Source organism: Haladaptatus salinisoli, assembly GCF_020614375.1.
Lineage (GTDB): Archaea > Halobacteriota > Halobacteria > Halobacteriales > Haladaptataceae > Haladaptatus > Haladaptatus salinisoli.
The window spans coordinates 316,528-340,995 of sequence record NZ_CP085329.1 but is presented as its reverse complement, the minus strand read 5'-3'; the positions used below and the strand labels follow the sequence as shown (position 1 = coordinate 340,995).

General features: G+C 55.5%; 25 protein-coding genes. 8 read left to right on the top strand and 17 right to left on the bottom strand.

Translation table 11 applies throughout. The annotated features are described in order from the left end of the window. From LIX00_RS19530 to LIX00_RS19515, 4 genes are all read right to left on the bottom strand, one after another. A complete protein-coding gene (locus LIX00_RS19530) occupies positions 1–1,038 on the bottom strand; it encodes an ABC transporter ATP-binding protein (RefSeq protein WP_227356228.1) in 1,038 nt (345 codons plus the stop codon). Continuing rightward, positions 1,035–2,015, bottom strand: a complete 981-nt coding sequence (locus LIX00_RS19525; protein ID WP_227356227.1) for an ABC transporter permease — start codon at positions 2,013–2,015, stop codon at positions 1,035–1,037. The genes LIX00_RS19530 and LIX00_RS19525 overlap by 4 nt, the downstream gene beginning before the upstream one ends. Before the next feature lie 4 nt (positions 2,016–2,019). After that, positions 2,020–2,997 carry an ABC transporter permease gene (locus LIX00_RS19520; protein WP_227356226.1) on the bottom strand — a complete coding sequence of 326 codons (978 nt, stop codon included), beginning with the start codon at positions 2,995–2,997 and terminating at the stop codon, positions 2,020–2,022. 68 nt (positions 2,998–3,065) lie between these two features. After that, positions 3,066–4,742 (bottom strand): ABC transporter substrate-binding protein, encoded by a 1,677-nt coding sequence (locus LIX00_RS19515; protein ID WP_227356225.1) that lies wholly within the window; start codon positions 4,740–4,742, stop codon positions 3,066–3,068. A 171-nt stretch (positions 4,743–4,913) separates the two neighbouring features. Here LIX00_RS19515 and LIX00_RS19510 point away from each other — a divergent pair, with 171 nt between their 5' ends. Continuing rightward, on the top strand, positions 4,914–5,171 hold the full coding sequence (locus LIX00_RS19510; protein WP_227356224.1) for a hypothetical protein: 258 nt from the start codon (positions 4,914–4,916) through the stop codon (positions 5,169–5,171). Positions 5,172–5,288: 117 nt separating this feature from the next. Here LIX00_RS19510 and LIX00_RS19505 read toward each other — a convergent pair whose 3' ends face one another. Next, positions 5,289–5,654, bottom strand: a complete 366-nt coding sequence (locus LIX00_RS19505) for an HVO_A0114 family putative DNA-binding protein (protein WP_227356223.1) — start codon at positions 5,652–5,654, stop codon at positions 5,289–5,291. Between the two features lie 533 nt (positions 5,655–6,187). Between LIX00_RS19505 and LIX00_RS19500 the strand changes: the two genes are divergently transcribed. Both LIX00_RS19500 and LIX00_RS19495 read left to right on the top strand, forming a co-directional pair. Continuing rightward, positions 6,188–7,300, top strand: a complete 1,113-nt coding sequence (locus LIX00_RS19500; protein ID WP_227356222.1) for a winged helix DNA-binding domain-containing protein — start codon at positions 6,188–6,190, stop codon at positions 7,298–7,300. Positions 7,301–7,498: 198 nt separating this feature from the next. After that, complete coding sequence (locus tag LIX00_RS19495) at positions 7,499–7,939, top strand: luciferase domain-containing protein (protein WP_227356221.1); 441 nt, start codon at positions 7,499–7,501, stop codon at positions 7,937–7,939. Positions 7,940–8,171: 232 nt separating this feature from the next. Here LIX00_RS19495 and LIX00_RS19490 read toward each other — a convergent pair whose 3' ends face one another. Next, positions 8,172–8,993, bottom strand: coding sequence for an SDR family NAD(P)-dependent oxidoreductase (locus LIX00_RS19490; protein WP_227356220.1), 822 nt, complete (start codon positions 8,991–8,993; stop codon positions 8,172–8,174). A 91-nt stretch (positions 8,994–9,084) separates the two neighbouring features. Between LIX00_RS19490 and LIX00_RS19485 the strand changes: the two genes are divergently transcribed. After that, positions 9,085–9,720, top strand: a complete 636-nt coding sequence (locus LIX00_RS19485) for a helix-turn-helix domain-containing protein (protein WP_227356219.1) — start codon at positions 9,085–9,087, stop codon at positions 9,718–9,720. Positions 9,721–9,974: 254 nt separating this feature from the next. Here the strand turns inward: LIX00_RS19485 and LIX00_RS19480 are convergent, their stop codons facing one another. The 4 genes from LIX00_RS19480 to LIX00_RS19465 form a co-directional block, all read right to left on the bottom strand. Further along, on the bottom strand, positions 9,975–10,148 hold the full coding sequence (locus LIX00_RS19480) for a hypothetical protein (protein ID WP_227356218.1): 174 nt from the start codon (positions 10,146–10,148) through the stop codon (positions 9,975–9,977). Positions 10,149–10,887: 739 nt separating this feature from the next. Next, positions 10,888–11,280, bottom strand: a complete 393-nt coding sequence (locus LIX00_RS19475; protein ID WP_227356217.1) for a cupin domain-containing protein — start codon at positions 11,278–11,280, stop codon at positions 10,888–10,890. A gap of 365 nt (positions 11,281–11,645) precedes the next feature. Then, on the bottom strand, positions 11,646–11,864 hold the full coding sequence (locus tag LIX00_RS26380; protein WP_438267098.1) for a helix-turn-helix domain-containing protein: 219 nt from the start codon (positions 11,862–11,864) through the stop codon (positions 11,646–11,648). 805 nt (positions 11,865–12,669) lie between these two features. After that, on the bottom strand, positions 12,670–13,281 hold the full coding sequence (locus LIX00_RS19465) for an ArsR/SmtB family transcription factor (protein ID WP_227356215.1): 612 nt from the start codon (positions 13,279–13,281) through the stop codon (positions 12,670–12,672). Positions 13,282–13,509: 228 nt separating this feature from the next. On the opposite strand from LIX00_RS19465, the gene LIX00_RS19460 reads away from it, so the two are divergent. Together LIX00_RS19460 and LIX00_RS19455 are read left to right on the top strand one after the other, a co-directional pair. After that, positions 13,510–13,941, top strand: coding sequence for an MOSC domain-containing protein (locus LIX00_RS19460; protein ID WP_227356634.1), 432 nt, complete (start codon positions 13,510–13,512; stop codon positions 13,939–13,941). A gap of 622 nt (positions 13,942–14,563) precedes the next feature. Then, on the top strand, positions 14,564–14,992 hold the full coding sequence (locus tag LIX00_RS19455; RefSeq protein ID WP_227356214.1) for an OsmC family protein: 429 nt from the start codon (positions 14,564–14,566) through the stop codon (positions 14,990–14,992). A gap of 189 nt (positions 14,993–15,181) precedes the next feature. Here LIX00_RS19455 and LIX00_RS19450 read toward each other — a convergent pair whose 3' ends face one another. From LIX00_RS19450 to LIX00_RS19440, 4 genes are all read right to left on the bottom strand, one after another. Beyond that, positions 15,182–15,349 carry a hypothetical protein gene (locus LIX00_RS19450; protein WP_227356213.1) on the bottom strand — a complete coding sequence of 56 codons (168 nt, stop codon included), beginning with the start codon at positions 15,347–15,349 and terminating at the stop codon, positions 15,182–15,184. A gap of 159 nt (positions 15,350–15,508) precedes the next feature. Then, entirely contained in the window at positions 15,509–15,715 is a 207-nt protein-coding gene (locus LIX00_RS26375) for a DUF7563 family protein (RefSeq protein WP_438267097.1), read from the bottom strand. A gap of 227 nt (positions 15,716–15,942) precedes the next feature. After that, entirely contained in the window at positions 15,943–16,581 is a 639-nt protein-coding gene (locus LIX00_RS19445) for a TMEM175 family protein (protein WP_227356212.1), read from the bottom strand. 220 nt (positions 16,582–16,801) lie between these two features. Further along, positions 16,802–17,182: a nuclear transport factor 2 family protein gene (locus tag LIX00_RS19440; protein ID WP_227356211.1), complete on the bottom strand. Its 381-nt coding sequence runs from the start codon at positions 17,180–17,182 to the stop codon at positions 16,802–16,804. Positions 17,183–17,657: 475 nt separating this feature from the next. Between LIX00_RS19440 and LIX00_RS19435 the strand changes: the two genes are divergently transcribed. Further along, the gene (locus tag LIX00_RS19435; protein WP_227356210.1) at positions 17,658–18,230 is read left to right on the top strand and encodes a pyridoxamine 5'-phosphate oxidase family protein; all 573 of its coding nucleotides are present in this window, start codon (positions 17,658–17,660) and stop codon (positions 18,228–18,230) included. Positions 18,231–18,764: 534 nt separating this feature from the next. Here the strand turns inward: LIX00_RS19435 and ddfA are convergent. Together ddfA and LIX00_RS19425 are read right to left on the bottom strand one after the other, a co-directional pair. After that, entirely contained in the window at positions 18,765–19,100 is a 336-nt protein-coding gene (gene ddfA / locus LIX00_RS19430) for a DdfA family disk-determining factor (protein ID WP_227356209.1), read from the bottom strand. A 182-nt stretch (positions 19,101–19,282) separates the two neighbouring features. Then, positions 19,283–22,549, bottom strand: a complete 3,267-nt coding sequence (locus LIX00_RS19425; protein WP_227356208.1) for a PAS domain S-box protein — start codon at positions 22,547–22,549, stop codon at positions 19,283–19,285. A gap of 232 nt (positions 22,550–22,781) precedes the next feature. Here LIX00_RS19425 and LIX00_RS19420 point away from each other — a divergent pair, with 232 nt between their 5' ends. Next, on the top strand, positions 22,782–23,261 hold the full coding sequence (locus tag LIX00_RS19420) for a helix-turn-helix transcriptional regulator (RefSeq protein WP_227356207.1): 480 nt from the start codon (positions 22,782–22,784) through the stop codon (positions 23,259–23,261). A 26-nt stretch (positions 23,262–23,287) separates the two neighbouring features. Here LIX00_RS19420 and prf1 read toward each other — a convergent pair whose 3' ends face one another. After that, positions 23,288–24,364, bottom strand: coding sequence for a peptide chain release factor aRF-1 (gene prf1, locus LIX00_RS19415; protein ID WP_227356206.1), 1,077 nt, complete (start codon positions 24,362–24,364; stop codon positions 23,288–23,290). Between the last annotated feature and the right edge of the window lie 104 nt (positions 24,365–24,468).

Sequence of the window (24,468 nt, the reverse complement as noted above, 5' to 3'; positions counted from 1 at the left end):
TCAGTCACCTCCGACGTCTTGGGCTGCAACAGTCCGGTCCCACGTTCCTGCGTCGTCGGCGTACGGCCGTAGCTCCACGTCGATCTCGTCGGCGTAGTGGCAGTACGATCGCAGACTGTTGATGTACTGTGCTTCGGGTTCCTCCTCGCGACACCGGTCGGTTGCCATCGGACATCGCTCGGCGAAGCGACAGCCCTGAGGCGGGTCCACCAGTTCGGGTGGATACCCCGCTATGGACAGTAGGTCCTGGTCCGTCATCCGGATGTTCGGGAACGCCCGCTTCAGGCCGATAGTGTAGGGGTGATACGGTTGATCGAATATCTCTTCGACCGGCCCCTCTTCCGCCACTTTCCCGGCGTACATCACGAGGACACGGTCGCACGTCTCGGCGACAACGCTCACGTCGTGGGTGATGACCAGCATCGAGGAGTTGACCTCCTGTTGAATCGAGCTGATGCGTTTGAGGATCTGATCCTGCATGATGACATCCAGCGCCGTGGTCGGCTCATCGGCCAACATCAGCGACGGTTCGAGCACGAGCGCCATCGCGATCATGGCGCGCTGACGCATCCCGCCGGAGAACTGATGGGGATAATCGTCGGCCCGATCCGGGTCCAGTCCTACGAGTTCGAACATCTCAGTCACCATCTCGTCGGCCTCAACGCGTCCCGTGCCCGGTCGATGAGTCTCGACCGCCTCGACTATCTGTTCGCGGATGGTGTATACCGGGTCCAACGAGTTCATCGCCGACTGGGCGATCATCGATATCTCTTCCCACTTGAGGCGGCGGCGCTCGGGGCCTATCATTTCGGTGAGATCGTCGCCCTTGAACTCGATGCTGCCGCGGTTGACGTATCCAGCGTCGGGGAGGATGCCGATTATCGCCTTCGCGAGTGTGGTCTTCCCGCATCCCGACTCGCCGACGATGCCGAGGTTCTCTCCCTCTTCGAGTTCGAACGACACACCGTCGACCGCCTGTGCAGGACCGTCTTCGGTTTCGTAGTAGACTTCGAGGTCTTTGACTTTGAGTAGACTCATTGCAACTTGGGGTTAGTTATCTCTTCGTAGCCGCGGCCGATGAGGAAGCCGCTAATCACGAGTAGTCCGATACAGATGCCCGGCGGTACGAACCACCACCACGCACCGAACTGGAGCGCCGAGTACGCTCGCGATGCCTGGAGCATCGTACCCCACGAGACGGTGTTCGGATCGCCGAGACCGATGAACGAGACGCCCGCCTCGGCCAAGATCGCCCACGCGATGCCGAACGAACCGTACAGGAATGTTAGCGGCAGGACGTTGGGGGCGAGATGTCTACTGATGATATGCCAGTCGCCCGCACCCGCGACCTCCGCGGCCTTCACGAACGGCCGCTCGCGGAGCGAGAGCGCCTGCGATCGAATAACACGGGCGGTCGAACGCCACTGGAGGATGATCAACGCGAGGATGATGTTCCAGAGACTCGGCCCCAGCACTGCGACGAGGACGATGACGGTCGGCAACAACGGCATTCCGTACAGAAAGTCGACCAGCCGCATGAGCGCGTCGTCGACTTTCCCGCCGTAGTAGCCCGCGACAAGACCGACGAGCGTCCCTATTCCGGCGGTGAACACCGCTGCGATGAGCCCGACCATCAGCGCCGCACGCGTACCGTACACGAGTTGGCTGAAGATGTCGAACCCCTCTGCGGTCGTCCCGAGGATGTAGGAATTGTCGGCGCCGAGGAGCGACGGTTGTGCCCACTTTTGGATGATTATCTCGGCGTCACTCTGATACTGGCGCTGAAGGGGTTGATGGGTCGCGATGTACGGCGCGAATATGGCAACGAGTACGAACCCTGCCACGGTTATCAGCGAGAGCTTGACCGAGAGTTCACTGGTCAATTTTCCCCAGTGGTCGCGAAGCGTCTCGCGCCAGAGACGGGCCGTTCGTTGCCACTTGTTGATCTCGTGATCTGACGACTTGTCGTCGAGGTCGGTGAATATCGACCGACTGGTTTGTTCTTTTTGTGCCATCGTTCTAATCGTAGGTTACTCGCGGATCGAGATATCCGTACGCCAAATCGGCGATGAAGTTCAGAGTGATGATGGTTGCAGCGAGGACTATGAACGTCCCCTGTGCGACGGGGAAGTCCCGCCGGAGCACCGCTCGCACCATTTCCCGACCGAGACCGGGCCACGCGAACACCGTCTCGATGAGGACGCTCCCGCCGACGGCATAACCGAGGGCGATAGCCGCTGCGGTGACGATGGGCAGCAGCGCGTTCCGTGCGGCGTGTTTGAACATTATGGTCCGCTCTTTCAGGCCTTTCGCGCGGCAGACATCGATAAAGTCCTCCGAGAGCACTTCGAGCATACTGGAACGCATGATGAGCAGCGGGTAACCCATGAAATAGAATCCCAGCACCAGCGCCGGAGCGAGGAGGTGATGCAGGAAATCCAGGGAGAACACCATCTGCCAGAATCCCGTGCTTTGCGATCCCAGACTGGTCATCCCACTCATCGGGATGACGCCGAGGCCTGCGCCGAAAATCCACAGGACGATAAGGCCGACGTAGAACGTCGGAACGCTCCGAGCGGTCAGTGCGACGATGACCGCATTTTTCTCGAACCGGGAGCCGCGGTACCACCCCGATAAGATACCGAGCGTGATACCGATAGCGTAAGCCATGATGAACGCCGTCAGCATGAGCACGAGCGTGTTCGGTAGGTACGTCGCGATGACGTCCGTGACTGGTCGATCCGAGTGGAATGATTGACCGAAATTCAGCTGTATCAGATTCTCGAGGAACTTGATGTACTGAATGTGGAGCGGTTGGTCGAGGCCGTAGCTTGCGATAATCTTTCGACGCGCTTCCGGCGTCATTTGTGAGGAAACCACGTACGAGGTCGGGTCACCTGGCATGAGTCGAAACAGGCCGAATAGCACCGTCCCGACCGCCCAGAGTGTCACGACGAGTTGAAGCGTGCGTCTGATAACGAAACTCGCTTTTCCCATGATATTGTATTATATTAGTTTTCCGTTTTATTTAAGTGAGATCACGAACCGAAGTCGGTTCGTCCAGCTTAGTTACCGCTCGGCGCTTGAAGCATGTCGTTGTCATCCCACGTGTAGCCAGCCTCCTTGAGTCGACTTCGGGCGGCTTTTTTACTCTCCTTGTACTCGGTCACGTCATCGGTGTGGAGTTTCCCGAACGCCGACGAGATGACGTTGCTGCCGGGCTTCGGGAAGCCGTACAGGACCGATTCGACGATGGGCGTCCGAGGGATGGTCTCGACGAGCGCCTTCCGCAACTGTACATCGTCGAGGCCCTTTTGACGCTCGTTCGGTGTGAACATCCAAAACGTCGGCGCGGTCTGGAACTTCGTGCCGATGTTCTTGTGATTTTGGTTCTGGTCGAGACTGCGGTCGATGCGACCGAACGGCTCGTAATTGAGGTCGCCGTTCCTGAGGTTCTCCCACACTGTCGACGATTCGGGGATGACGCGCCAGAACCGCTTTTTGAAGGAAACGGGGGCGAAGTGCTTGTCGAACTTCTTCATTCCAAACTCGCTACCCTTCTCCCAGTAGTCGAACATCATGGGACCGCTACCGACCGGTTTCTGGATGTTTGCCTTACTCGGATTTTTCCTGTCGGCCCATTTGTGCTCGGGGATGATGGGAATGAGGTTCGCGACTGCGAGGTTGAACGGTCCCAGCGGTTTGGACATCTTGATTCGTACCGTCGACTCGTCGACGGCTTCGGCGCTCTTGAGGTACTCTATCTGCGTCGAGTACAGCGGTACCTCGTTCTCGATGATGTAGTTGTACGTGAACGCGACGTCCTTGGCGGTGAGGTCCTTGCCGTCGTGCCACGAGTGGTCGGTACGGATGGTGTATTCCATCGTGGTTTCATCGACCCGGTTCCAGTCCGTGGCGAGGCTGACCTTGGGGTCTGGTTCGGCTTTGTTATTGAGCTGAACCAGGAAGTCGTACATCATGTTGAACTGGTAGACGTGCTTGCTCTCGCCGTTGTGACCGAGCACGTTCATCGTCGAGAGCGTCTCGGGCCAATAGCCCTTGAGGGTGTCCTCGCCGCCCTTCATCTCCAGGTTTATCATCGTCCAGTAGGAGTTGAACCCGTTTGCGAGGTCCGCTTGCCAGTTGCCCACCTGGTTTTTGTTGTAGATGGCCGCCTGCGGCATTTGCGTGATCGGCATCATCGGCACTTCGTCCATCAGTGTCTTCTGTATCTGATGGGCCAGGTCGACTCGCTTGTCGGAATTCGGCTCGGCCAGATAGTTCTTCATTTTCTTGTCGAGATCAGGGTTCTTGTAGCCGGAGTAGTTACCCTGCCCCGGACCGGTGTTTTTAGAGTTGAAAAGAGTGTTCAGCTCCGTCACCGGTTCCGAGACGAAGAACGTGTGCCACGTTGCGAAACTGTAGTTGTACTCTTCGGACACTCGGCTGTACAAGGTACCCCATTCGAGCACGTCGACGTTCATGTCCAGTCCGAGGTTCTTGAACTGTTCCGCGATGATATTTATCGCGTCGTGTCTCGGTGGGTTGTAGCTTTTGGCGTTGTTAACGTAGGTGTAGGTCGAGAGGCCCTTGCCTGCGCTTGCATTGCCGTTCTTGCCGTCTTTTTTGTTATTAGAATTGCCACCAGAACAACCTGCTAAAGCCGTCATACCCGCGACACCTCCTGCAGTCGCCGCTTTTAGAAATTTCCGCCGCTCGACTTGGCTGTCATCCTCTGCCATGGGCACACCAACCCAAACCCACCTTAAAAATCTTTTTGACAGCGCTACTAGATTGAACTCTTTCGGTCGAGCGTGCGATCGGCGGGGCGGTCAGCACCGGCTGCGGTGAAAAAACTAAAAGCGGGTCTCCCTCACTGTGAGGAGCATTCGTGGGGGCCGGCCGTGATGCGTATGCGGTTACCGGTCTCGACGCCGAGCGAGAAGTCGCGCACGGAACAGCGCAACAGCGTCGCTACCCACCTCGCAGGCGCTCGTGGTCGGCGAGCTCGGTTCAATGCAGGTCGCATCGCGGCCGAGCTCGACGTCCATGATATCCTCGAAAGCGGGAAGTCGGGTCCGCTGCGCTGGCTCCGTCAAGATAACCAGTTGATCGCGTTCGCCAACCCGGAGAGTGACGAGGAGTCCGCGGATGAGGAAGTCGAGAACTGATGGCGTTCACACGTGATATCGAGAGTGCCGATGTGGCTGCGGTCGATAGTCTCCTTGTTCCGTCCGCCAGTGTTGTACTCAACGATACGCGCGAGTATCGCAGCGTCTTCGCTCATGCTATTTTAGCCTCACGTGGATGTCGAACTCATCATAGTTGACGACAGGGCGCTTCGACCGGCCCTCCTGAACGAACTCGAGGACATTCAGTTCCGTCAGCTCGTTCAGATTGCGACTGACGTCCTTGATGTCGCGCTCGACCAACCGCGCAGCTTCTCGCATACTCGTCGGGTTGTGCCGGCGAATCGTCCGCAACAGCTCGAGGTTCTTCTCGCCGAATAATCGCTGAAGGTCCGCCTCGTCCCGAAGACTGAGGACGTTGCGCTCCTCCGGTTCTTCGCCCCGTTCCAGTGCTTCGATTTCGGTCAGCGTGTCCTCGTGAAAGTCGTCAGTCGATTCAACCCGGATGTGGAGTGTTGTGCTCATTGCTTTGCCTTTGCCGTGTTTCTTTCACGACTCCGGACAGTGATGCGGACATGCCATTCCCGGTACCGGAACTACACGCTGACACGGCCCGGACTCGTCTCGACGCGGCCGCCCACAAATCGGTTCGCCGTGGTCGTTCCGCGGAGGGGCTTCGGATCTATTCATCCATCGTCCATCAAGACAGACATCCCGGATGGATCGGCATAAGTCTCGTGTTCTCGGCTCTCCGCTCTCCTCACTTCCACTCCGGACGGCCAGCGTTTCCCTCGACTGGCATCCACGCGAATCGCTAAGCGTTCTCCTCCCGTAGTAGACCTTGTACATGCGACCCACCGAACATGCCAGACAGACCGAGATCGTTCCGACTGTACTCGAATTTCGAATCCGTAGCGTCGTCTATTCGGAGAGGCCGGAAACTGACCGAAGCCGGACCACGGTAGGTTGAAATAAATGAGTAGTACCAACATCCATCCGTTCAGCATCGACATTCTCGAGAGTGAACTTGACGACCTAGACAACCGCTTAGAGTACCGATGACGGCGGACGTCCTTGACCGGCGGGCGCTCAACCGAGCCCTGCTGGAACGCCAACTGCTACTCCGACGCCGGAAACTGTCTGCCACAGAGGCGATCGAGCGACTCGTCGGAATGCAGGCTCAGAACCCCGACGACCCGTACATCGGGTTGTGGAGCAGACTAAACGATTTTCATCACGCCGAGTTAGCCGAGTTGATTACCGACCGACAGGCAGTGCGTGCGTCGATGATGCGCGCGACTATCCATCTACACACTGCACGCGATTATTTGAGACTGCGTCCCGTCGTGCAACCAGTTCTCGAACGCAGCGTGAACAATCACACCACGCGTCGGGAGTTCCTCGATGATGCGGATGTACCTGCCGTCTTGGCTACTGGACGGACTCTTCTGGAGTCCGAGCCTCGAACCCAAGCCGAATTGCGCGATTTACTGGAGCCACGGTGGCCGGACCACGACGCCGCGACGTTAGCCTATGCCGTCCGGACCCTGCTGCCGCTGGTGTACGTTCCACCCCGTGGCATCTGGGGGGAGAGCGGTCCGGTCGCAATGACGACGGCCGAGAACTGGCTCGGCGAGAGCGTGGATTCGGACCCCGAATTCGACGAGATTGCGGACGTGATCCGTCGGTACCTTGCTGCGTTCGGTCCGGCCACTGTCGCCGATGCACGGACGTGGTCGGGACTCACGGGTTTGCGCAGCGTGTTCGAACGACTCCGACCCGACTTGCGAACGTTCGTTGACGAAAACGGGAGGGAATTGTTCGACCTCCCCGAGGCAGCGTTGCCCGATCGAGATACCGACGCTCCGCCCCGGTTTCTCCCGGAGTTCGACAACGTGCTGCTTTCCCACGACGACCGCTCGCGAATTATTCCACCCGAGCATTACCAGCGGGTGATGGACGAATCCTACGCGAGAGGAGCCGTCCTCGTCGATGGTTTCGTAGCCGGATTCTGGAACGTTCGTCACCAGAGAGGCAACAACACCTTGCTCATTGACCCGTTCGAACCCTTGTCCGAACAAAATCGTGCCGCTCTAATTGACGAAGGAACTCGATTACTTACCTTCGCCGCAAACGACGCCAAGACACAAGGTATTGAATTTCAAGACTGAGGATTATCGTTTTTCGCTCAGCACTGCTGATTCCGCCACGATCATTTTGATGATTCGACCTTTAGCGCGATGGAGAGCACCGCTCACTGCCGACGAAGGCGTGGCTCCAGTCCTGAGAGAACGGACGATTCGCGCGAAGCCTAACGACGAACAACAGCTATCTCGTTGCCCGCCCTATAATACCTAAGGGTGCTTGACATGCAAGACGACGAGTCCGCTCGGTCCCGAAGACCGAACGATCAGATCACCGAGGTGGTCGCATCTTGGCCACACGTCGAATTGGGCGAAGGCCGGTTCAATTCAACGAGCTTCAACGTCGCTGGTAGCGAAATCGGTCATCTCCACCCGAGGCTGGCAGATATCGGGTATCCGAAGCCGCTTCGAGATCGGCTGATCGAGGAGGGTCAAACAAAGGAACACCATGTGGTTCCAAACTCGAATGCGACGACGTTCCATATCGAATCAGCTGATGACATCGACCACGTTGTCTGGCTGTTCCGACTCTCGTATCTCGCTCGACTGGCCGCCCTGCAACGGCGTGGGGAATTGGACTCGGACTTGGACATCCAACGTGAACTGGACGAACTCGCGCCGAGCGACGGGATTCGCGACGCCTTCGAGGCCGCCAATGCGGCGTAGCCGTCGTCTCCGAGAGGCTACTCGGGGTCGGACTTCAAACGAAATCCGCTTCCGAGGACGGCGACCCGTCGGATTTCACCCCCGATCGTCAAATATTTAAGCAGAGCTGCTGCCTCACGCTGTATCCGGGAGTAGTAAACAGAAAATTTGGCGTGATAATCTCGCCAGTCGAATCGGGAGACAACTCTTTACGAATCCGGGAGGTCGAGCATCGATTTCACGCTCGAAGTGGTTAAAATTCCGGTGGTTCTTCGATCCGTGGGACGCCGTCCACGGTAATCGTCTCACCGACTATATGGGACGACGAAGGACCTGCAAGGAACTGCGCAATATCAGCAATCTCTTCGGGGAGCGCAATCGAACGTTGAACGTCATTACGGTTGATCTCCGCCGCAGAAAATCCTAGCCCTGCTTCGACGGCTGGAGTGGCGACAAATCCTGGCGCGATGCAGTTGACGCGAACGTTATCACTCGCCCACTCGTAAGCGAGCGTCGTCGTGAGGTTGATAACGGCCGCCTTTGCGGCGCTGTAATGGCTCAAACCTGGAGTTCCGCGCTGACTAGCGGCGCTGGAAAGACCAATATTAATCACCGACCCACCTCCTTTCTTGAGATGTTCGCCTGCCGCCTGCGTGCAGTGGTACGTCCCGTGGAGATTAACGTCGATGACTGTCTTCCATTCGTCCTCCGAGATGGCATCGAAGTCGGTCATGAATCGCGTGCCCGCGTTGTTTATCAGTGTGTCCACCGAGCCGAACTCGTCAACTGTCGTGGTGACAAGCGCCTCCACCCCTTCGCGGTTAGTCACGTCACATTCGACAGCTACTGCTCTCCCTCCCGATTCCTCGATTTGCTCGGCGACGGAATCGACGTCGTTCTGTTCGCGCGAACAGATTACGACGTTGGCCCCGTCTTCCGCAAACCGCTTCGCGATTACTTCTCCGATTCCGCTCGATGCTCCCGTTACGATCGCCGTCGTTCCATCGAGACTGGATTTTAGGCTCGTCGTACGCTCTTCGCCGACGTTGTCATGCGTTTCGTCTCGGGTTTTCATTCTGAATACTCGTATTTGACGTGCGATTATCGTAGAATCACTCGGAAACCGGTTTCCGTGTTTAAGTATCAGGCGGTTAAGTTACAGTGACATGGCGCATCTACGGCTGAAACTTAACGCGGCGGCAACGGAGGATTGGTTGGCTACTCTCTCGACCGAATTTCCGGACACGACGTTCAACGTATCAGCAACGATTCCCACGGACAATGGCCTGCTCGGAATCGTTGAAGTACGGTTGCCAGACGGTGAAGGTATCGTGAGCGATATCAAGGCGATATCGGAGGTGGAGTCGTGCAAACTTCTCCACACGGACGATCAGATGGTAGTGTTCCAGTTCACGAGCCGAATGACGAAGTCATACAATGCATTAATATCATCGGAGATTGTGCCACAGTACCCCGTTCGCCTTCACGACGGGTGGTATTCGGCCCAATTAACGGCCTCACAAGAGCATCTATCGGGGTATTTGGACGAATTATCAGCGGTCGGCATACCGTACGAAATCGTCTCGCTGACTCACTCATACCATCCGAATGATGTACTCACGAAACGCCAATGGCAGGTCATCACCGAAGCAGTCGAATGCGGATACTACGAGGCGTCTCGTCGTTGTACGCTCGCCGAGTTAGCAGAGACGTTCGAGATTAACAAGTCGTCGATGAGTAAATTACTGCAACGGGCCGAAAAACGGATAGTCACGGAATTCGTCGCTGAAGCATCAACGTAGCAAGCGAAGTTCGGCAGCAGCGTTCGACCTAGTTAACAATCCTACTGACAAACGATCAAACGGGTAGCGCAAAAACAGAATACTCTCCCGAAATCATGACTCTTCCTGTCGTTCGAAGAAGAGTTGTGCTCACTAATCACGCTGGATGGTATCTCGAGTTAGTATTGGGAAATCCGATCTATGCGTCAGTGATACGGTGCTCTACTATTGCAGCAGATGAGTTCACGAGTTTTTCGCCAGTTCCAGCCATCGCCTCAGGCGTCACCGTAGTAAACGTACGCAATCAATCCGCCGACGAAGGCGGAAGTGAGACCGACTGCAAACGGTGGGAACACTGACTTGAAGATGGCAAAGAGCACGAGCGCGATCACCAACCCAAGGGCGAATTTTTTAATGGCGAGTACTGCATGCTTGTTATTCATTGCCATCCGTTCGCGCTTTCAGACCTTTAATCCATTGTTCGCGTGACTGTTCTAACTAATCGATACGTCAAACCAACGTACGCCATTATGGCGACACTCCCGAGGTGGTGAAGAAAAGATATCGAGCCCCTTTAGAACACGAGACTTGCAGCCATCCAGATGAGCACCAGGAGCCCGATCCAAGAGAGCAATTGAATCATCAACACCAGACGGAGGTACGCTGTTCGTTGAGTATCAGGCACGGTACCAATGAACACGGACGGCATATTAGTTATAATGCTCCGGATTCTCCGGCACACAGACACTACCCGTTATACTCTTCGTCTACGTCGATGGGCGTGGGCGATTAGAACCGGCGTGCATAAATTAGTACGATACCGCTTGACGGGTCTTCACCGGCACTTGTGGGTTCGATGTAGCGGGTGAAATCGACGGATATCACATACCACTCTTTAGGATCGAAACGGTACGAGAAATCTGCCCGGGACAATAAAGCGATGAGATGGTGACGCTGTGACCGGTGGGGTTCTTGGCGATGTAAGATCTGCTACCGTAGAAAAATCGATCTATAAGGTACGCGCCCTCTATTCAGTACGTTGTTTCTGCCAGTCACCGGGTGTGTTGGAGACGCCCACGGAAGACACACGCTCCGAACTTCTCATAAACACGGAGTCCATGTTCGTCGAGCCGTCTCCCACCCTAGTCGTTCCTTGACGGAGTTTCTCGCCCACGGTGGAAAGACGGATCACGCATCGTCAGTTGGCTCGTACGGGTGCGCGTCGTCGACCGACGGTGCCCCGATGGCGAGGATCCGCGTGGCCGTTTCGGCGGTTTCGGGATTGAACGCTCGCTGCGGGCTCCCAGGATCGACGAAGAGGACGTGATCGGATTCGACGACGTACGTCTCGTCGGGGGTTTCGACGTGAAGCGTCCCGTCGAGAACGTAGAATGCCTCGACTTGCTCGTCGTGGTAGTGGTAGCTCAGCCCGGACTGCTCACCGGGAGCGAGTTCGTAGACCCGAAGACCGAGCTTGGAGTTTTGATAGTCGTATCCTGCTGCAACGCTGAGCGATCGGACATCGGTCGGACGGTCGTCCCACTGGTCGAGATCGTTCGGGTCGATGAGATGGTAACCCATACCTATCGCTGTCGGTGACAGGTGATTAAATGCTCGGACTAGCAGCCTTCTACAGGCTGAACAGAGTGAGTGTCTCGGGGTCAAGTCCCGAGACGGTTCACTGAACGCCACGTACAACACTCCCGACGGTACCGTCACGGCTCACCGACAGCGGGAGGGAGCGATAGCTGGATATACGCTCTCCATATAGCACGTTAACTGCGAGCGTTAGGTTGGTGGTGCGGATGTCTCCCTGCGTGAGCGAATGTCCAGTTCGTGCCAGCTACTTTCGCCGTGACGAGTTGGTGCTGTTTCTTTTCGAGTATCGGATGAGGGCGAGCGGATCGTGATCGGCCAATCCGTGGTTTAACAGGGTCAGAGTGCCGCTAATCCATTCGAGTCCTGATCACCCGCCGTACTTCCGGCTTCTTCGTGCGAGTCTCACCCTCTTCGGTAAGCCCGTTCAAAACCCTATAGGCTGTCCGACGTGGCCACCCAAGGTTCTCTGCAATTTCACTCGTCATGGAGGGCTCCAGCGATTCCATGATCTCGGCATATCTGCTGGCTACCGTTCTTGAACGAACTCGCCTCCCTTTCGTCGCCATTTGGTACAGTTCTCATTGCCCTCACTCGTTCTACCGGATTCTGCTTTGATGATAAGCTAGTATCTTATACTAACGCCGAATCTCGCTGTTTCTGATTGCTCTCCCGAGCCCCCCGTCAATATGAGGGCCACCTATAGCTGAACGACCTCTTGGCGCTTTCCAACAATTACCGGAATATCGGTCGTGTATTCCTTTGCGGCAAACACGACTGTCACAGTCACGTGATTCGGTAGTTTTGTTACCAACTCTTTGCGTGTCATCGCCGGTCCGGTTGGAGACACAGTCACGTATGGCTGATCATCTTTGGATCCCAGTGCCGATGAAATGTCCTCGTCAGTGCCGAATTTGATTGGAATGTTCCGGTGGACTGTACGTGTTGCAATCGACCCCGCTTCGAATTCAGCCCACCATTCGAATGATCGTGTCGCAAACTCGACCGGACCATCAGCATTTCGTGCCGTTACAATACGAACCTCATCCGTGTCAGGCAGATACTCGACATCCCTGCTTGTAACTCGTTGACGGACAGTAAGCGGCTTTCCAGTCGCTCGGATCCCAGGGAGTGGCGATAGAACCGAGGTAATCCGTGCCTTTGTATATCCATCCGTTTGTGTGCCAACTAGGCCAACACCTACAGAAGCGCCGCCTACTGCGAGGAATTTCCGTCGCGAATAGCGAACCATACTAACTCATTCTTGCAGTTCTCATTAACTGTCTCGTACACTCAAATAGCGATTTAACCGATCACAGCGCTCAAGCACCGTCAACTGACGAAGAGCATCACCCTGTGGAAAGTCTCTACCGACTATTCTGACTGGAGTGCGCTCCACGCCAAGGCACCAAGCAGGACGGTAAGTCCTCCCGCGAAAAAGATGAGGCCTGGTGGTAGCCACAACAGAGGTTCTGGCTCGGTTGGTGCGCTTGTTGGACTTGCAAGGTTCAAGAACCCTGTCGAAACGGAACTAACGTCAAGCAATTCTTGCTTGGCCAACCATTCGACTACGAGACTGCCCACAACTAAGAGACCAACTCCGCCAAGAAGATCAGAGAGGCGGGAGCGTACTTTTTCGAGACGACTCTCCGAACCACTCACAATAATGAGTGGATCATCAGTTGCCGCATAGACGTTCATTTCGCTTCCTTTCGAGGAATACTCTGTATCAGCAACCTCAATCAACTCTGCCTCCATGAGTTTTTTGAGGTGATACTGTGCGTTCTGAATTGAGGTATCAACTTGGTCAGCAATTTCTGACGCAGTAGCGGTTGTATTCTGCAAATATAGATAAATCAACCGCGCTGTTTCCGACGACAGCACGCTGAAGACGCGTGCTCCAGAGTCCTCAGCGAGATTGCATAAGGTTCCCCGTTGTGTTGGTTGCGAGCGCGTTCCTGAAAGTTTCTGGATGAGGTCGTTCATTTGAAGGAATATACAGTGGCACTATCTTAAATAGCATATTGTTGTGGACGTTGCGTGTTATACTAATAGACGAAGGCAGTGAGCCAGGACGAAGCGCTGGCCCGTCCGACCATCCAATATGTACATTTTCACCCTTCTCGAAATCTACAATATACACTTCCACAAAGAAACTGTATGGAACTCGCCCGAGTCGAGGAGATTCACGTTGCTCCCGACAGCGGAGATCCGATGCAAGCGCGTAAGGACGTGGAAGCAGTCGCGGGACGAGGACTCCGTGGTGACCGGTACTTCGAGGAACGCGGCCTCTGGAACTTCCTTGACGAGGATCCGAATCGAGAAGTGAAGGAGGCGAGTGACGTTACTTTCATTGAAGCCGAGGCACTGGCAGCGGTCGAACGGGAGACAAGTATCGAAATCCCGTCGGGTGCGCATCGTCGAAACGTAACAACACGAAATGTACCACTCAATCACCTTGTGGGCCAAACATTCACCGTCGGCGAAGTCCTCTGTGAAGGTATCCAGCTCTGTGAACCATGTGGTTACATGCAGTCACTCGTCGGCGAAAAGGGACTTTCTGAAGCCCTTGTTCATCGTGGCGGGCTCAACGCGTCCGTTATTGAATCCGGACAGTTTGGTGTCGGCGATGAGGTGCGGTGGTAACAGTGGTAGTTATTGATTTGGATGAATCCTTGTCAGTCAAAATGACAACGGGGGCCTCGAAGCCATGCCGTTATACGGTTATCTATGAGGGAAAGGAAGTAGCCCAGTATGAGACGAGTGCGGATCCGCGAACGGCTGGTGGGCGTGTTGGTCTCCGAAATGTCGTCTGTAGACACGTGGAAGATTATGACAAGGGGATGGTTAATGAACAGCTCTCGACGGAAATCTCAGAGCACGCTGAGGCAGTAGCCAAAGAATTTGGATCGAGATAATATTTCCCGTTTACTCGATTTCTCACCGTACTACGTTCTCTGCAACACCTTCTGTAATCACATGGCTGCCGTCGAGAACGCGACCGACGGGACGCGCGTTCCCCTCGGAGGACAATAGAGCGAGGAGGAAGCTGAACCGGCCGAGTACGACCGTGACGGTCTCAACGGCTTCCCATCCTACGAGTGCGCGAAAACGGGTCGCAAAACGCTGCCGAACTAACCCCTCGCCCCTTCTCGGTGATGGCTTGTCGACAGAGCCGATGGAATAACAAAGTGAAATGTGCTGCGGGACTAGCCGCTGGTCGTGGCCGGTATTTCCATACGTTCGCCACCCATACCCTAGCGTGGCGATGACCACGAGACAAGCTGAAACGATTTGGCAAGGCGGAAAGGACGGGAGCGGTGACTTCGAGACCGAAAGCGGACAAATCGAAGGCACTTTCAAGTTTCCGACCCGGTTCGAAGACGAGCCTGGGACGAATCCCGAAGAGCTCATCGGTGCAGCCCACTCCGGCTGTTTCTCGATGCAACTAACGGCGTTCCTCGAAGACGAGGGATACACGCCCGATCGGCTCTCCACATCGGCAGATGTCCACCTCGAAAAAGCCGATGGCGGGGGATTCGAGATTCCGCGTATCGACTTGACGCTGGAGGCTGCGATTCCAGACATCGAACAGGACACTTTCGACGACCTCACCCAGCGTGCCAAGGAAAACTGTCCGGTTTCGAAGGCGTTGGCCGGGCCGGAAATCACACTAGACGCGACATTGGAGAGCTAAGCGAGAAGCATCGCTATTTTTCCACGGGCCTATCGTACTACTAGATGAAAACACGGCTGGGAGACTTCGGTTTAACGGTGCGCCACGAACGTGTTCGTGCACGGCAGTATCCTCGAGGCTGCAGGACTACTGTCGGAGCAAGAAAACGACCGCCGCTACTAATTCGATTCTAAACCGCCCTCGCTCACCCTAGCGACAGGCGGCGAGACGCGAACCATCACCGGCGGACTCGTGGATGCTGCGGCGCAGCGGGCGAAAAACGAGGATATCAACGTCCACATCGACCGGCATGGTATCGACGAGCTCGCAACCGCCCCGGAGTAGGTCCATCAGCACGTGGATGATTCCGTCAATCACCGAATCACGGCTCGTGAACTGAGTCTCACCACTCGAAGCAGGGGTCATCTTACAAGCTCTCGAACCCAGCCATCCCTGCTCACTCCGATGACGAACGACGACCCACATCGCAGATACCGGGGGCTTCGTCCGGTGTGGCGGTCCGGACAACGAAACGTATCATTTGGGGTGGAGCGCCCCGCCCCGCTTCACGTCGGTCGCGTGCATGCACTCGAAGCACCCGAATACCTTGTCGTCGTTGGTGCCGAACACACGCACGAAGTCTCGCGTAACGAATGCTCCGCAATTGCGACAGCGATGTTCGCCAGGATACGATCCGCTCGGGGTGTTCTGGGGGGTCTGTACCGTACTACCTCGCGCGATCATAGAGGTGGGCATGGTGGGAATCGGATGAATGCTCGGCGTTGCCGTGTTTCGATGCTAGCAAACTCCAATTAGAAAACCGATAGCAGGTAAAAAGTCGATTTTGACCAAGCTGTCAAAATGCTCCACTGGCATCGCTGTATACTACTTGTCTTCGCACCTGTTAGGGGTGGAATCCCGGAACCGCAGTAAAAATCACCGAGGGCACTGTCGGATTCTCCGTCTCGTGCTCATGTCTCTCGCTCCAAGTCCGCCTCCATGGCGCGATACGCCCGCACCCACAGGGCCTGTAACGGACCGATCAGCACTGGGGTCCAGTACGCCCACTGAAGGCTGACCAAGCTCACACCGATTGACAGGAGGAAGACCGCGGGAACGGTGAGACCTCGAATCGAGATCAGTTTAGCATGACGTGCGCTGATCTCGTCGGTCGTGAACCCGCGCCAGGCGGCATACCACCACGTCGCCGTCATGGTCACTCCGACGAATGCAAAGTTCGTCGCGTAGAGGGCCCACGCAAGTCGGGTCGAGTACGTGCCGATCAATTCGGTCGGAAACGGGAGGAATGAGATAGTGAGCAGAAAGAGGAGGTTCAGATAAAGCAGAATACGGTCGTGGCGTTCGATGGTCTGGAAGAGGTTCTGGTGGACGACCCAATACAGACCGACGGCGAAGAAACTCAGAAGATAGCTGAACAGCAGCGGTTGGAGCGCGAGCAGGCGGGGAAGCAAATTCGTCTCCGCTTGCTCTGAAGGGACGTCGGGAATTTCGAACTGAAGAACCAGCAGCGTGAGAACAATCGCAAATACGCCGTCGCTGATCGCCTCTAATCGATCGGTGCCCTCACCCTCCAACACCTGGGCGGCCATGTCGACTCGTTCAACACGCCGACAAGTAAGTGCACTCCTCGGTTTCTGGTCGGGTGACTGACGATTATCGGGAATACGTCGTCTCGATCGACGACGTGACAAAGGTGACCGATGGCCGACACCTCTCCGCAGTCCGGGTCTTCAGTTTGCGTGAAAGCGGTTCATAGTCGGGGATGTGCGAGGTAGACTAAAGACCGTTACAGGGCGATTTCCGATTCAGTTAGATCGTCTCGATTACGTACGAGTCGATCGTCTCGATTTTTGCGTCCTTCGCGTGTCCCTCGAATTTGAACACTTCGCAAAATGCGTGGGTTTCTCCACTCTCGGCGGTTATGACACCGGTCGCAGCTGCCATATCACCGTGGGTGATGATGTTGTCGACCGTTATCGTAGAGACACCGTCGAGGAAGAGATCCATCGAGTCCACGACGCTCTGTCTTCCGTCGAGCGTTTCCTCACCGATGATCGCCAACCGAACGTCGTCGGTGAGCATCGAAAGAATCGCCTCCTCGTCGCGCTCTGCGAACGCAACGTAAAAGTCCGAGAGGAACTGCGTTCTGGGCGAATTCCCACAGCTCTCTTCGATCGTGATTCCGGGCATGGCGCGTGTGGTTGTTCGATTCGGTTGGTCTTGATTTTTCGCAGCGTTCCAGTATGTGGTCGTCGCCGTACATCCATCTGACAAGCACCGAAACCACACATGGGATTGAAGACGTGATAGATCTGATCGAGTGTACCGCCTCGCTGAATGGAATCAGTCGCGCATACGTCGAATGACGTCCGAGAGCTTGACGGTTACGTCGTTGGCGTTCTCTTTCCCTTCGATGCCCTCTATCTCCACGAGTTTGGTGATCTACTCGATGTATAGGCCAATAATTGGAGAATCGAGTTAAGGTACCAATCGATTTTCCCGACTCTTCATCTTCGCCTTACTTGCTTGCGAGCGGTCTGCAGAAGATCTCCTCGGCCGTAATTCTTCGGTCGAACCCTTTCTCAAAGGACTCCTAAGTGGGGCGTGCGATCATATAGGATAACTTTCAAAACTATTTTTACCGTACCTATCTGCTACGGTAGAGATGACCGAAAATACGCCCAGAAACGTCACCGATGCTATCCGTTATCAAGGAAAGGCGATCGACGATCCGACATGGATACCTGAATTTCTCGCCGACCAAGAAACGGGTGTGCTCGGTCTCATAGATGGCGACATCCCTCATCTTGTGACACAGCTCTTCGTCTATAATCAAGATGAGGGTGTGATTTACCTCCACGGGGCACAGGCGGGACGTGCCCACGATCTCGTTGAGAGCGACGACCAGCCGCGCGCTTCCTTCACAACGAGTGAGAGAGGGCGGTATATTCCGGCTGACGAACCGGTAAACTTCACCGTCGAATACTCAAGCGTGGTCGCCTACGGAACCATTGATTTGCTCGCTGACAGAGAGGAAAAACGGGAGGTTCTTGAGCAGTTCATGGAGAAATTCGCACCGCAACTGACCGAAGGCGAGGATTATGAGCGAATCGCTCAGGAGTCCATCGATCGAACGGCCGTCTATCGTCTTGACGTCGAATCCTGGAGCGGCAAAGAGGGTTGGAAAGATCCTGATCACCCAGGCGCGTACAGTCTTGATTCCGCTCGGCAATCATAAAGTCCTCATCAAGGACTATGATTTGCATGAGTTACAAAAGATGCGTAAATCACTTCCAATTGGTCGACCGCACTTAGATTCGGTGCGTGCATCGTGATGTTCACCTAATACGTCTGCCGAGACGTTAGCACGCTCATCGGGTTTTCCTTAAGCCATTCTTCAGGCGATCTTACAGCCTTTCTCAGTCGTTACGACACTCTGGGCAGTAACCGTGCCCAAGTGTCATCAGTACTGGAGGGGTCACCAGATACTGATTTGATTCCAAATATCGATCGATTTCGGCTCTTGAGCGTGCGTCGCTTGCACCGAATGATTTGTTTCGATGTAATGTCCGATTGCTTGTACAGTCACCTCGTACTTTGACACTTTCTTCCTTGTACTTGCTCTCCAATCACATTTCGTACATCGAATCGTGTAGTCTTCCGGCATTTTTACAGCAATTACTCCTATTTGAAATAACAGAAATCGTTCGTCTCGGAAGGGCAGTCGACGCCCCGCAATTCGTGCGAGCGTGAGACTAGCGGTTCGTCAGTTCTATCGTCCATGATCATTTGGAGAGTGTTCCAATTCTTCTAATGCTGTCGCCGAGACTGTGACTGGATTTTCCCCCTCGATGACCACCCTGCATCCGCAGTATGTGAATTCTACGCGCTCCGGCGATATTGCTCGCCCGAGTTCATCTCGCTTGTATAGATCATTGAGCGCATCCGGCTCAATCACTTCGTAGAGTGGATCGAGGTCTATCGGGTTCGTGTCTTTTGTGGCAGCGACCGCCGTTATTACTCTCTCACTCATCACCGTCTCGTCCATCGAACGTTCGTCAACACCTAGACTTGCCATTGAATGGTCGTCCACATCTCCACTTGCCATCGAACTATCGAAGGGAACGTGAAGCTAAGGAAAGAACGGCTAATTAAATAAGCCACCGTCGAGATCCTGGTTATCTTTATCGGCCTTCCCTATCGAGTCGTCCTCTCCGCGATCCGCTAGTGCGTGATACCGACGAAAGAACGGTGGTTCAGCGAAATTTTACCGGATTCCGTTTTCGCCGATTAATCGATTAAGAGGAGATCGAGAATCTTGGATTGCGCCGTGCGAAGGTGTTCCGTTACGGTCGGCTGTGAGACGTCGAGAACCTCCGCAATGTCGCTTCCTGTGCTCTGGCGTGGCGAGGCGAAAAAGCCGCTGAAGTACGCAGTCTGTAATACCTCCAATTGCCGCTCGGTGAGCTGCTCCTCGAGTTTGGCTCGAACCCCTTGCCGTGTGTGCGCCGGGCGTTCGTGGCGACGTCGGGCCAGGAACTCTGTGCTTTCATATTCGGTCTGGAATTGTTCAATGAATCCTCGAATGTCCGCGTTCGATGGGAGAGCCACGACGACTCGGACTCCGTCCTCGGACACGGTGAGGGTTCGAAGCGATGCTCCGTGCTCTAAGAGCGTCAATGGGATAGTGGGACCCCCGACGACAGCCTCGAATAGGTGTCCATCATCCTGACTGGCGATCAACCGACTTGATTCAACTGTGACCGCCCGGTCGATCACTCCGCGAACGTCGTCTGGATTGGCGTCGTCGACTGTGAAAAACAACCGAGCTTGATTTCCCGACAACGGAACGGATCCCTCGAAGAAAATATCGCATTCGGCTTGCCTGGCGAGCCGCGAGAGGAAACTCATCGACTCGTCATAAAGACGGAACTCCAATTCCACCCACTCGTCGCTCACTAGCGACTGCCTCGTATCCACGGCATTCAACGTGTTGGCAATCGTCCCTCCTAGCTCGGCAAACACGGTTTGCTCCATTTCTTGGAACACCCCCGGCTGCTCGGCGTAGACTGTAAGGACGCCATGTGTCACCGACTCGTGCGTGAGTGGTATGCTAATAACCGACTGGAACTCCCGCATGAACGCTTCCTTCCGCCACCGACCACTTCGCAGATCGTCGGCGATGTTGGGGATGACCGTGACCTCGCCCGTTTGAGTGGTCCGAATCGCCGGGTCGGTCAGATTGTCACCCTCTGAAAGCAACACACTGTCGAGATACCCGTGGCCGTCTCCACTCCACGCCTCCGGGATAAGCCTTCCGTCGGCATCGTCAGTTCGCCCAATCCAGGCAAATCGGAATCGATCGCTATCGGTTAACCGCTCGCAGACGACGCGCTGAACTTCCTTGTGCGTCGTGGCCTGGATGAGCGCCTGATCCACTTCGCGAATAACCGTGTTGATCTGGTTCAACCGTTGGAGGCGCTGGTTGCGCTCCTGAAGGATCTCGTCGCGTTCGCGGAGGTTCATCTGGCTTTCAATGCGGTCGAACGCCGCCTCAGCGGTCGTCCCGATAAGTCCGGCGAGGTTCCGCGTTTGCTGGTCGAGTGTCTCTCCTCGGGTATTGACCATGACGAGTATCCCGCGGTTCCCCAACGGTATCGCTAGTAATTGTCTTTCGTCGAGCCTCGACGACAGCGTGATCGACATCGAAGATGCCTCGATAGTTTGGGGTTCACCGTCGACGAAGCTTTTCCAAATTGGGGAGTCATCCCCTACAGTGAGCGATTTTAGCTCGCTGTTATAGGAACTGAGCGGGAACGAGGCGCTCACTGGCTTGAGGTGATTCTCCGAGGTGTCGAAGAGGTAAACCAAGGCGTCGGCCAGCGCGAGATTCTCGGTGATGGCGTTGACGATTACGTCGCCTATCTCCTCCGGGGACTCGGTTTGAAGCAGGTCACGGGTGGACTCTTGCAAGGCAGTGAGCGTGCGTTCACGTTCCTTACGTCTGATCGCTGCGATAGTGTGACTGATCGTCTCCCCCATCTCGCTCAAGACCGCAATTTTTCGCTCGTCGAAAGCGGACTCATTTTCACCGTACACCGTCAGTATGCCGTACTCGACATCGTTGTGGACGAGCGGGATCATAATGGCCGACTCGAACCCCTCCGCGAGTGTTTCTTCATGCCACGCCTCGCTCGGGTTATTCTCGCGGATCCGACTAACGGACTGGATGCTCCGAGTGCGTAATGCGGTCGCACCTATCCCCCGCTCAGTCGGGTCTTCTAAGTTTACATCGGTGGTCTCGATGGCCTCAATATTCTCCTGGCTCAGGCCGGCCCGTGCCCCTAGGGTGACTTCTTCGTAATCTTCGTTGTACTCTCCGATCCACGCGGCCGAGTATGTATCCGAAGCCGCCAGACGCTCACAAACGGCCTGGCCGACCTCGCCCTGTGTCCTAGCGGTAACGAGGGCCTGATCGATGTCCCGAATGACCGTATTAATTTGGTTTAACTCGTTTAGCTCGTCACGCTGTTCGCGCAGGCGTTCCTCGTATTCGTGACGCTCGGTCATGTCCCGAGTGATTTTGGCGTAACCGCGGATATCACCATCGTCGTCGTGGAGGGCGGTGATGACAACGTTCGCCCAGAACGTGGTACCGTCCTTCCTGATGCGGATTCCCTCGTCTTCAACTCGTCCTTCCCTCGCGGCGTTGTCGAGATTCCGTTGAGGGATGCCGGCTTTCTGATCTTCCTCGGAGTAGAACGTCGAGAAGTGCTCGCCGAGTATCTCCTCTTCCGTATAACCCTTGATCTGCTTGGCCCCTTGGTTCCAGGATCGAACCGTCCCACTTGGCCCAAGCAAGAAGATCGCGTAGTCCTTGACTTCACTAATGAGCGCCTCGAAACGCTCTTTCTGCTTCATGAGGCGCTCTTCGTACATGTGGCGCTGGGTCATGTCGCGTGTTACCTTCACGAAGCCCTGCAAGTCGCCATCATCATTGTGGAGGGCGGTGATGACTACGTTCGCCCAGAACGTGGTACCGTCCTTCCTGATGCGGATTCCCTCGTCTTCAACTCGTCCTTCCCTCGCGGCGTTGTCGAGATTCCGTTGAGGGATGCCGGCTTTCTGATCTTCCTCGGAGTAGAACGTCGAGAAGTGCTCGCCGAGTATCTCCTCCTCCGTGTAACCCTTGATGCGCCTTGCGCCGGCGTTCCACGAACGGATACGGCCGTTGGCGTCGAGAACGAAGATAGCGTAATCAGTGACCGAATCGATGAATTCGTCGAGTTGCACTTGGTTGAGCGCGGATACGTCACTTCGTCCGACGGCCGTCGGCTCGGAGTTTGCTTGCCACCAGACTCGACCGCGCGCCCCTACTTTCTTGGTCTGGAGATCCCCCCTTTCCGCGAGTTCCTTGAGCTTCCCGTAGGCCGTCCTGCGGACACAGCCAAGCTCGTCGGCGACTTCGCTCGCTGTGAACGGTGTCCCGACATCGGCCGCCTCCTCGACCGCGCTCAGGGTATCGGCGAGTGTGACTCTCGACGTACTCTCTCCCATGCGCTCCCTTTGCCGCCCGTTCTCAATAAGCCATTCCCTTAACGGATCTCCTATTATGAGGTGTCCTCCTCGTTGGATCGCCCGTTTAGCCCTCAACGAAAACGCTGCTGGAGACTTCGAGCAGGGTAGTGAGCATCGCTAACTCCGAGGGCGGACGAGACAGTATCTCTCAAAGAAACCTTTATTACATTGTATTTACCAGTATATGATGCGAAAGTAATAAGGAATAAAAATGCTGCCACACTACGAATTGATCCCGTTCGTTGATTTTTTAGACCCTCTCGAATCGACGTTAAACAGCGACTATGTCGGTAATCCCAGCTGGCTTTTCCTTACTGTTGGAGCGCTCGCGGGGACAGCAATGGTCGTATGGAATTGGAGCCCTACTTCGCTCATTTCACCGCCGGAATCCGACCGGAATCCCGAGCGAAAAGAAACCCCTCCACTGGAGCAAGAACTTCCATCGGCGGATCGGAGCAGCCAACAAAATCCCCTGGAGTACATCTCCGACGATGTTCGGGTCCTCCAGCTCCTCGTGGCTAACGATGAAAAAATGTATCAAGGGGAGGTCGTTCAAGCAACGGGATGGTCAAAATCGAAGACGAGCCGCGTTCTCTCCGCGATGGAAGACGAAAAGCTCATCAGGAAGACGCAGATCGGACGGAAAAACATCATCACTATTGCCAAGAGGCCACTACAAAGGAAGACGTAAGCCGCCGGAAATCGGATACGTGCTCCTTAGTTCACCGGGAACCGAAGCAGTGCCCCGACACCACCGAAGGCAGTCGTAAACTGCGATCCGCGTTCGGTATCACTCGATATCACATAGCCCTCACCGCCCTGCTGTTCTACGGCCGTTTCCAACTCTTCGCGCTGGTCTCGTGATACTGGTGATGCAACGAGTACTGCCTCGACTGCCCCGAATTCGATCGCTCGCTCTACCTCCTCAACGCCGTACGCAACTCGATCACCGTCACGAAGCCGCGAGTAAAATTCATCGAGTCGTTCGCGTCCTTCGCGCTGTTCGGCATCGAAAAGTTGCTCCTCCGCTTTCTCGACAAGCTGGTGAAGGCCCTGAACGGTCGCATACTCGACTGAGTACGTTCCGAGTAGACGGTTGCGCAACCGATGATCAAGGTGGCCGTTGGAGACGAATCGCTTCGCAGTTGCAAGCGTGCCCCCAACGACAAGCCCGGTGACCGCCCCTTCGTCACCGGTGAATGCGTCAGTAGCGACGTTACTCACCTGTTGAAAGAACTCACGGACTTGCCGTTCACGGTCACGTTCGAACCGCTGGGCAGACTGCCCACCGGCTCTGGACTTTCCCATCACTTGACTTTCGAACGTCCTGATTGGGATGATCCGCTCCCCAACGAGTCGGCCGATGACGGCACCACCGCGTTCGATGACGATGAGTCCAAAGGTTTCGTCCGGAGTAACCGCTTCAGTCAATGGGGTGAGATCGAAGTGATCGTCACATCGGTACGTCGACTCGGCAACTGGAGTAGGCAAGTCGTCGAAGGCAGTCGAGATCAGGTCTCCGTCGACGATACCTGCGTAGACCACGAGTCCATTCTCCGGTGTGTCTTCGTATCGACGGAGGATCCGCTGGACGCGCTTGAGCGCTTGCTGGACGTGGTCTCGCGTCTGATCGGATTTGATGTTCTCCGCGCTGGCATATTCCTGGGCGATTCTTTCTCGAATCGAATTCAACGACTTACCGTTGGGGACGGTAACGGTGACGAGTTCAGTGCCGTCGCCCGCGAGCGGTTCGAGCTGCTCGATCTGTTCGCGGAGATCGTCTGTTTGTGACATCGTATACCGATGGCTTGTGAGTGGTCGATTGGCGATTCTGTGAGGCCGCTTTACCGACCCCTGCCACCAGCTATGAAAACAGAGAGATGCCGCTCATCGACTGC

Bases quoted from the DNA above. Each gene is read 5' to 3' on its own strand.
- LIX00_RS19530 (WP_227356228.1), bottom strand. From the start codon at position 1,038: ATGAGTCTACTCAAAGTCAAAGACCTCGAAGTCTACTACGAAACCGAA.
- LIX00_RS19525 (WP_227356227.1), bottom strand. From the start codon at position 2,015: ATGGCACAAAAAGAACAAACCAGTCGGTCGATATTCACCGACCTCGAC.
- LIX00_RS19520 (WP_227356226.1), bottom strand. From the start codon at position 2,997: ATGGGAAAAGCGAGTTTCGTTATCAGACGCACGCTTCAACTCGTCGTG.
- LIX00_RS19515 (WP_227356225.1), bottom strand. From the start codon at position 4,742: ATGGCAGAGGATGACAGCCAAGTCGAGCGGCGGAAATTTCTAAAAGCG.
- LIX00_RS19510 (WP_227356224.1), top strand. From the start codon at position 4,914: ATGCGGTTACCGGTCTCGACGCCGAGCGAGAAGTCGCGCACGGAACAG.
- LIX00_RS19505 (WP_227356223.1), bottom strand. From the start codon at position 5,654: ATGAGCACAACACTCCACATCCGGGTTGAATCGACTGACGACTTTCAC.
- LIX00_RS19500 (WP_227356222.1), top strand. From the start codon at position 6,188: ATGACGGCGGACGTCCTTGACCGGCGGGCGCTCAACCGAGCCCTGCTG.
- LIX00_RS19495 (WP_227356221.1), top strand. From the start codon at position 7,499: ATGCAAGACGACGAGTCCGCTCGGTCCCGAAGACCGAACGATCAGATC.
- LIX00_RS19490 (WP_227356220.1), bottom strand. From the start codon at position 8,993: ATGAAAACCCGAGACGAAACGCATGACAACGTCGGCGAAGAGCGTACG.
- LIX00_RS19485 (WP_227356219.1), top strand. From the start codon at position 9,085: ATGGCGCATCTACGGCTGAAACTTAACGCGGCGGCAACGGAGGATTGG.
- LIX00_RS19480 (WP_227356218.1), bottom strand. From the start codon at position 10,148: ATGGCAATGAATAACAAGCATGCAGTACTCGCCATTAAAAAATTCGCC.
- LIX00_RS19475 (WP_227356217.1), bottom strand. From the start codon at position 11,280: ATGGGTTACCATCTCATCGACCCGAACGATCTCGACCAGTGGGACGAC.
- LIX00_RS26380 (WP_438267098.1), bottom strand. From the start codon at position 11,864: ATGGCGACGAAAGGGAGGCGAGTTCGTTCAAGAACGGTAGCCAGCAGA.
- LIX00_RS19465 (WP_227356215.1), bottom strand. From the start codon at position 13,281: ATGAACGACCTCATCCAGAAACTTTCAGGAACGCGCTCGCAACCAACA.
- LIX00_RS19460 (WP_227356634.1), top strand. From the start codon at position 13,510: ATGCAAGCGCGTAAGGACGTGGAAGCAGTCGCGGGACGAGGACTCCGT.
- LIX00_RS19455 (WP_227356214.1), top strand. From the start codon at position 14,564: ATGACCACGAGACAAGCTGAAACGATTTGGCAAGGCGGAAAGGACGGG.
- LIX00_RS26375 (WP_438267097.1), bottom strand. From the start codon at position 15,715: ATGATCGCGCGAGGTAGTACGGTACAGACCCCCCAGAACACCCCGAGC.
- LIX00_RS19445 (WP_227356212.1), bottom strand. From the start codon at position 16,581: ATGGCCGCCCAGGTGTTGGAGGGTGAGGGCACCGATCGATTAGAGGCG.
- LIX00_RS19440 (WP_227356211.1), bottom strand. From the start codon at position 17,182: ATGCCCGGAATCACGATCGAAGAGAGCTGTGGGAATTCGCCCAGAACG.
- LIX00_RS19435 (WP_227356210.1), top strand. From the start codon at position 17,658: ATGACCGAAAATACGCCCAGAAACGTCACCGATGCTATCCGTTATCAA.
- ddfA (WP_227356209.1), bottom strand. From the start codon at position 19,100: ATGGCAAGTGGAGATGTGGACGACCATTCAATGGCAAGTCTAGGTGTT.
- LIX00_RS19425 (WP_227356208.1), bottom strand. From the start codon at position 22,549: ATGGGAGAGAGTACGTCGAGAGTCACACTCGCCGATACCCTGAGCGCG.
- LIX00_RS19420 (WP_227356207.1), top strand. From the start codon at position 22,782: ATGCTGCCACACTACGAATTGATCCCGTTCGTTGATTTTTTAGACCCT.
- prf1 (WP_227356206.1), bottom strand. From the start codon at position 24,364: ATGTCACAAACAGACGATCTCCGCGAACAGATCGAGCAGCTCGAACCG.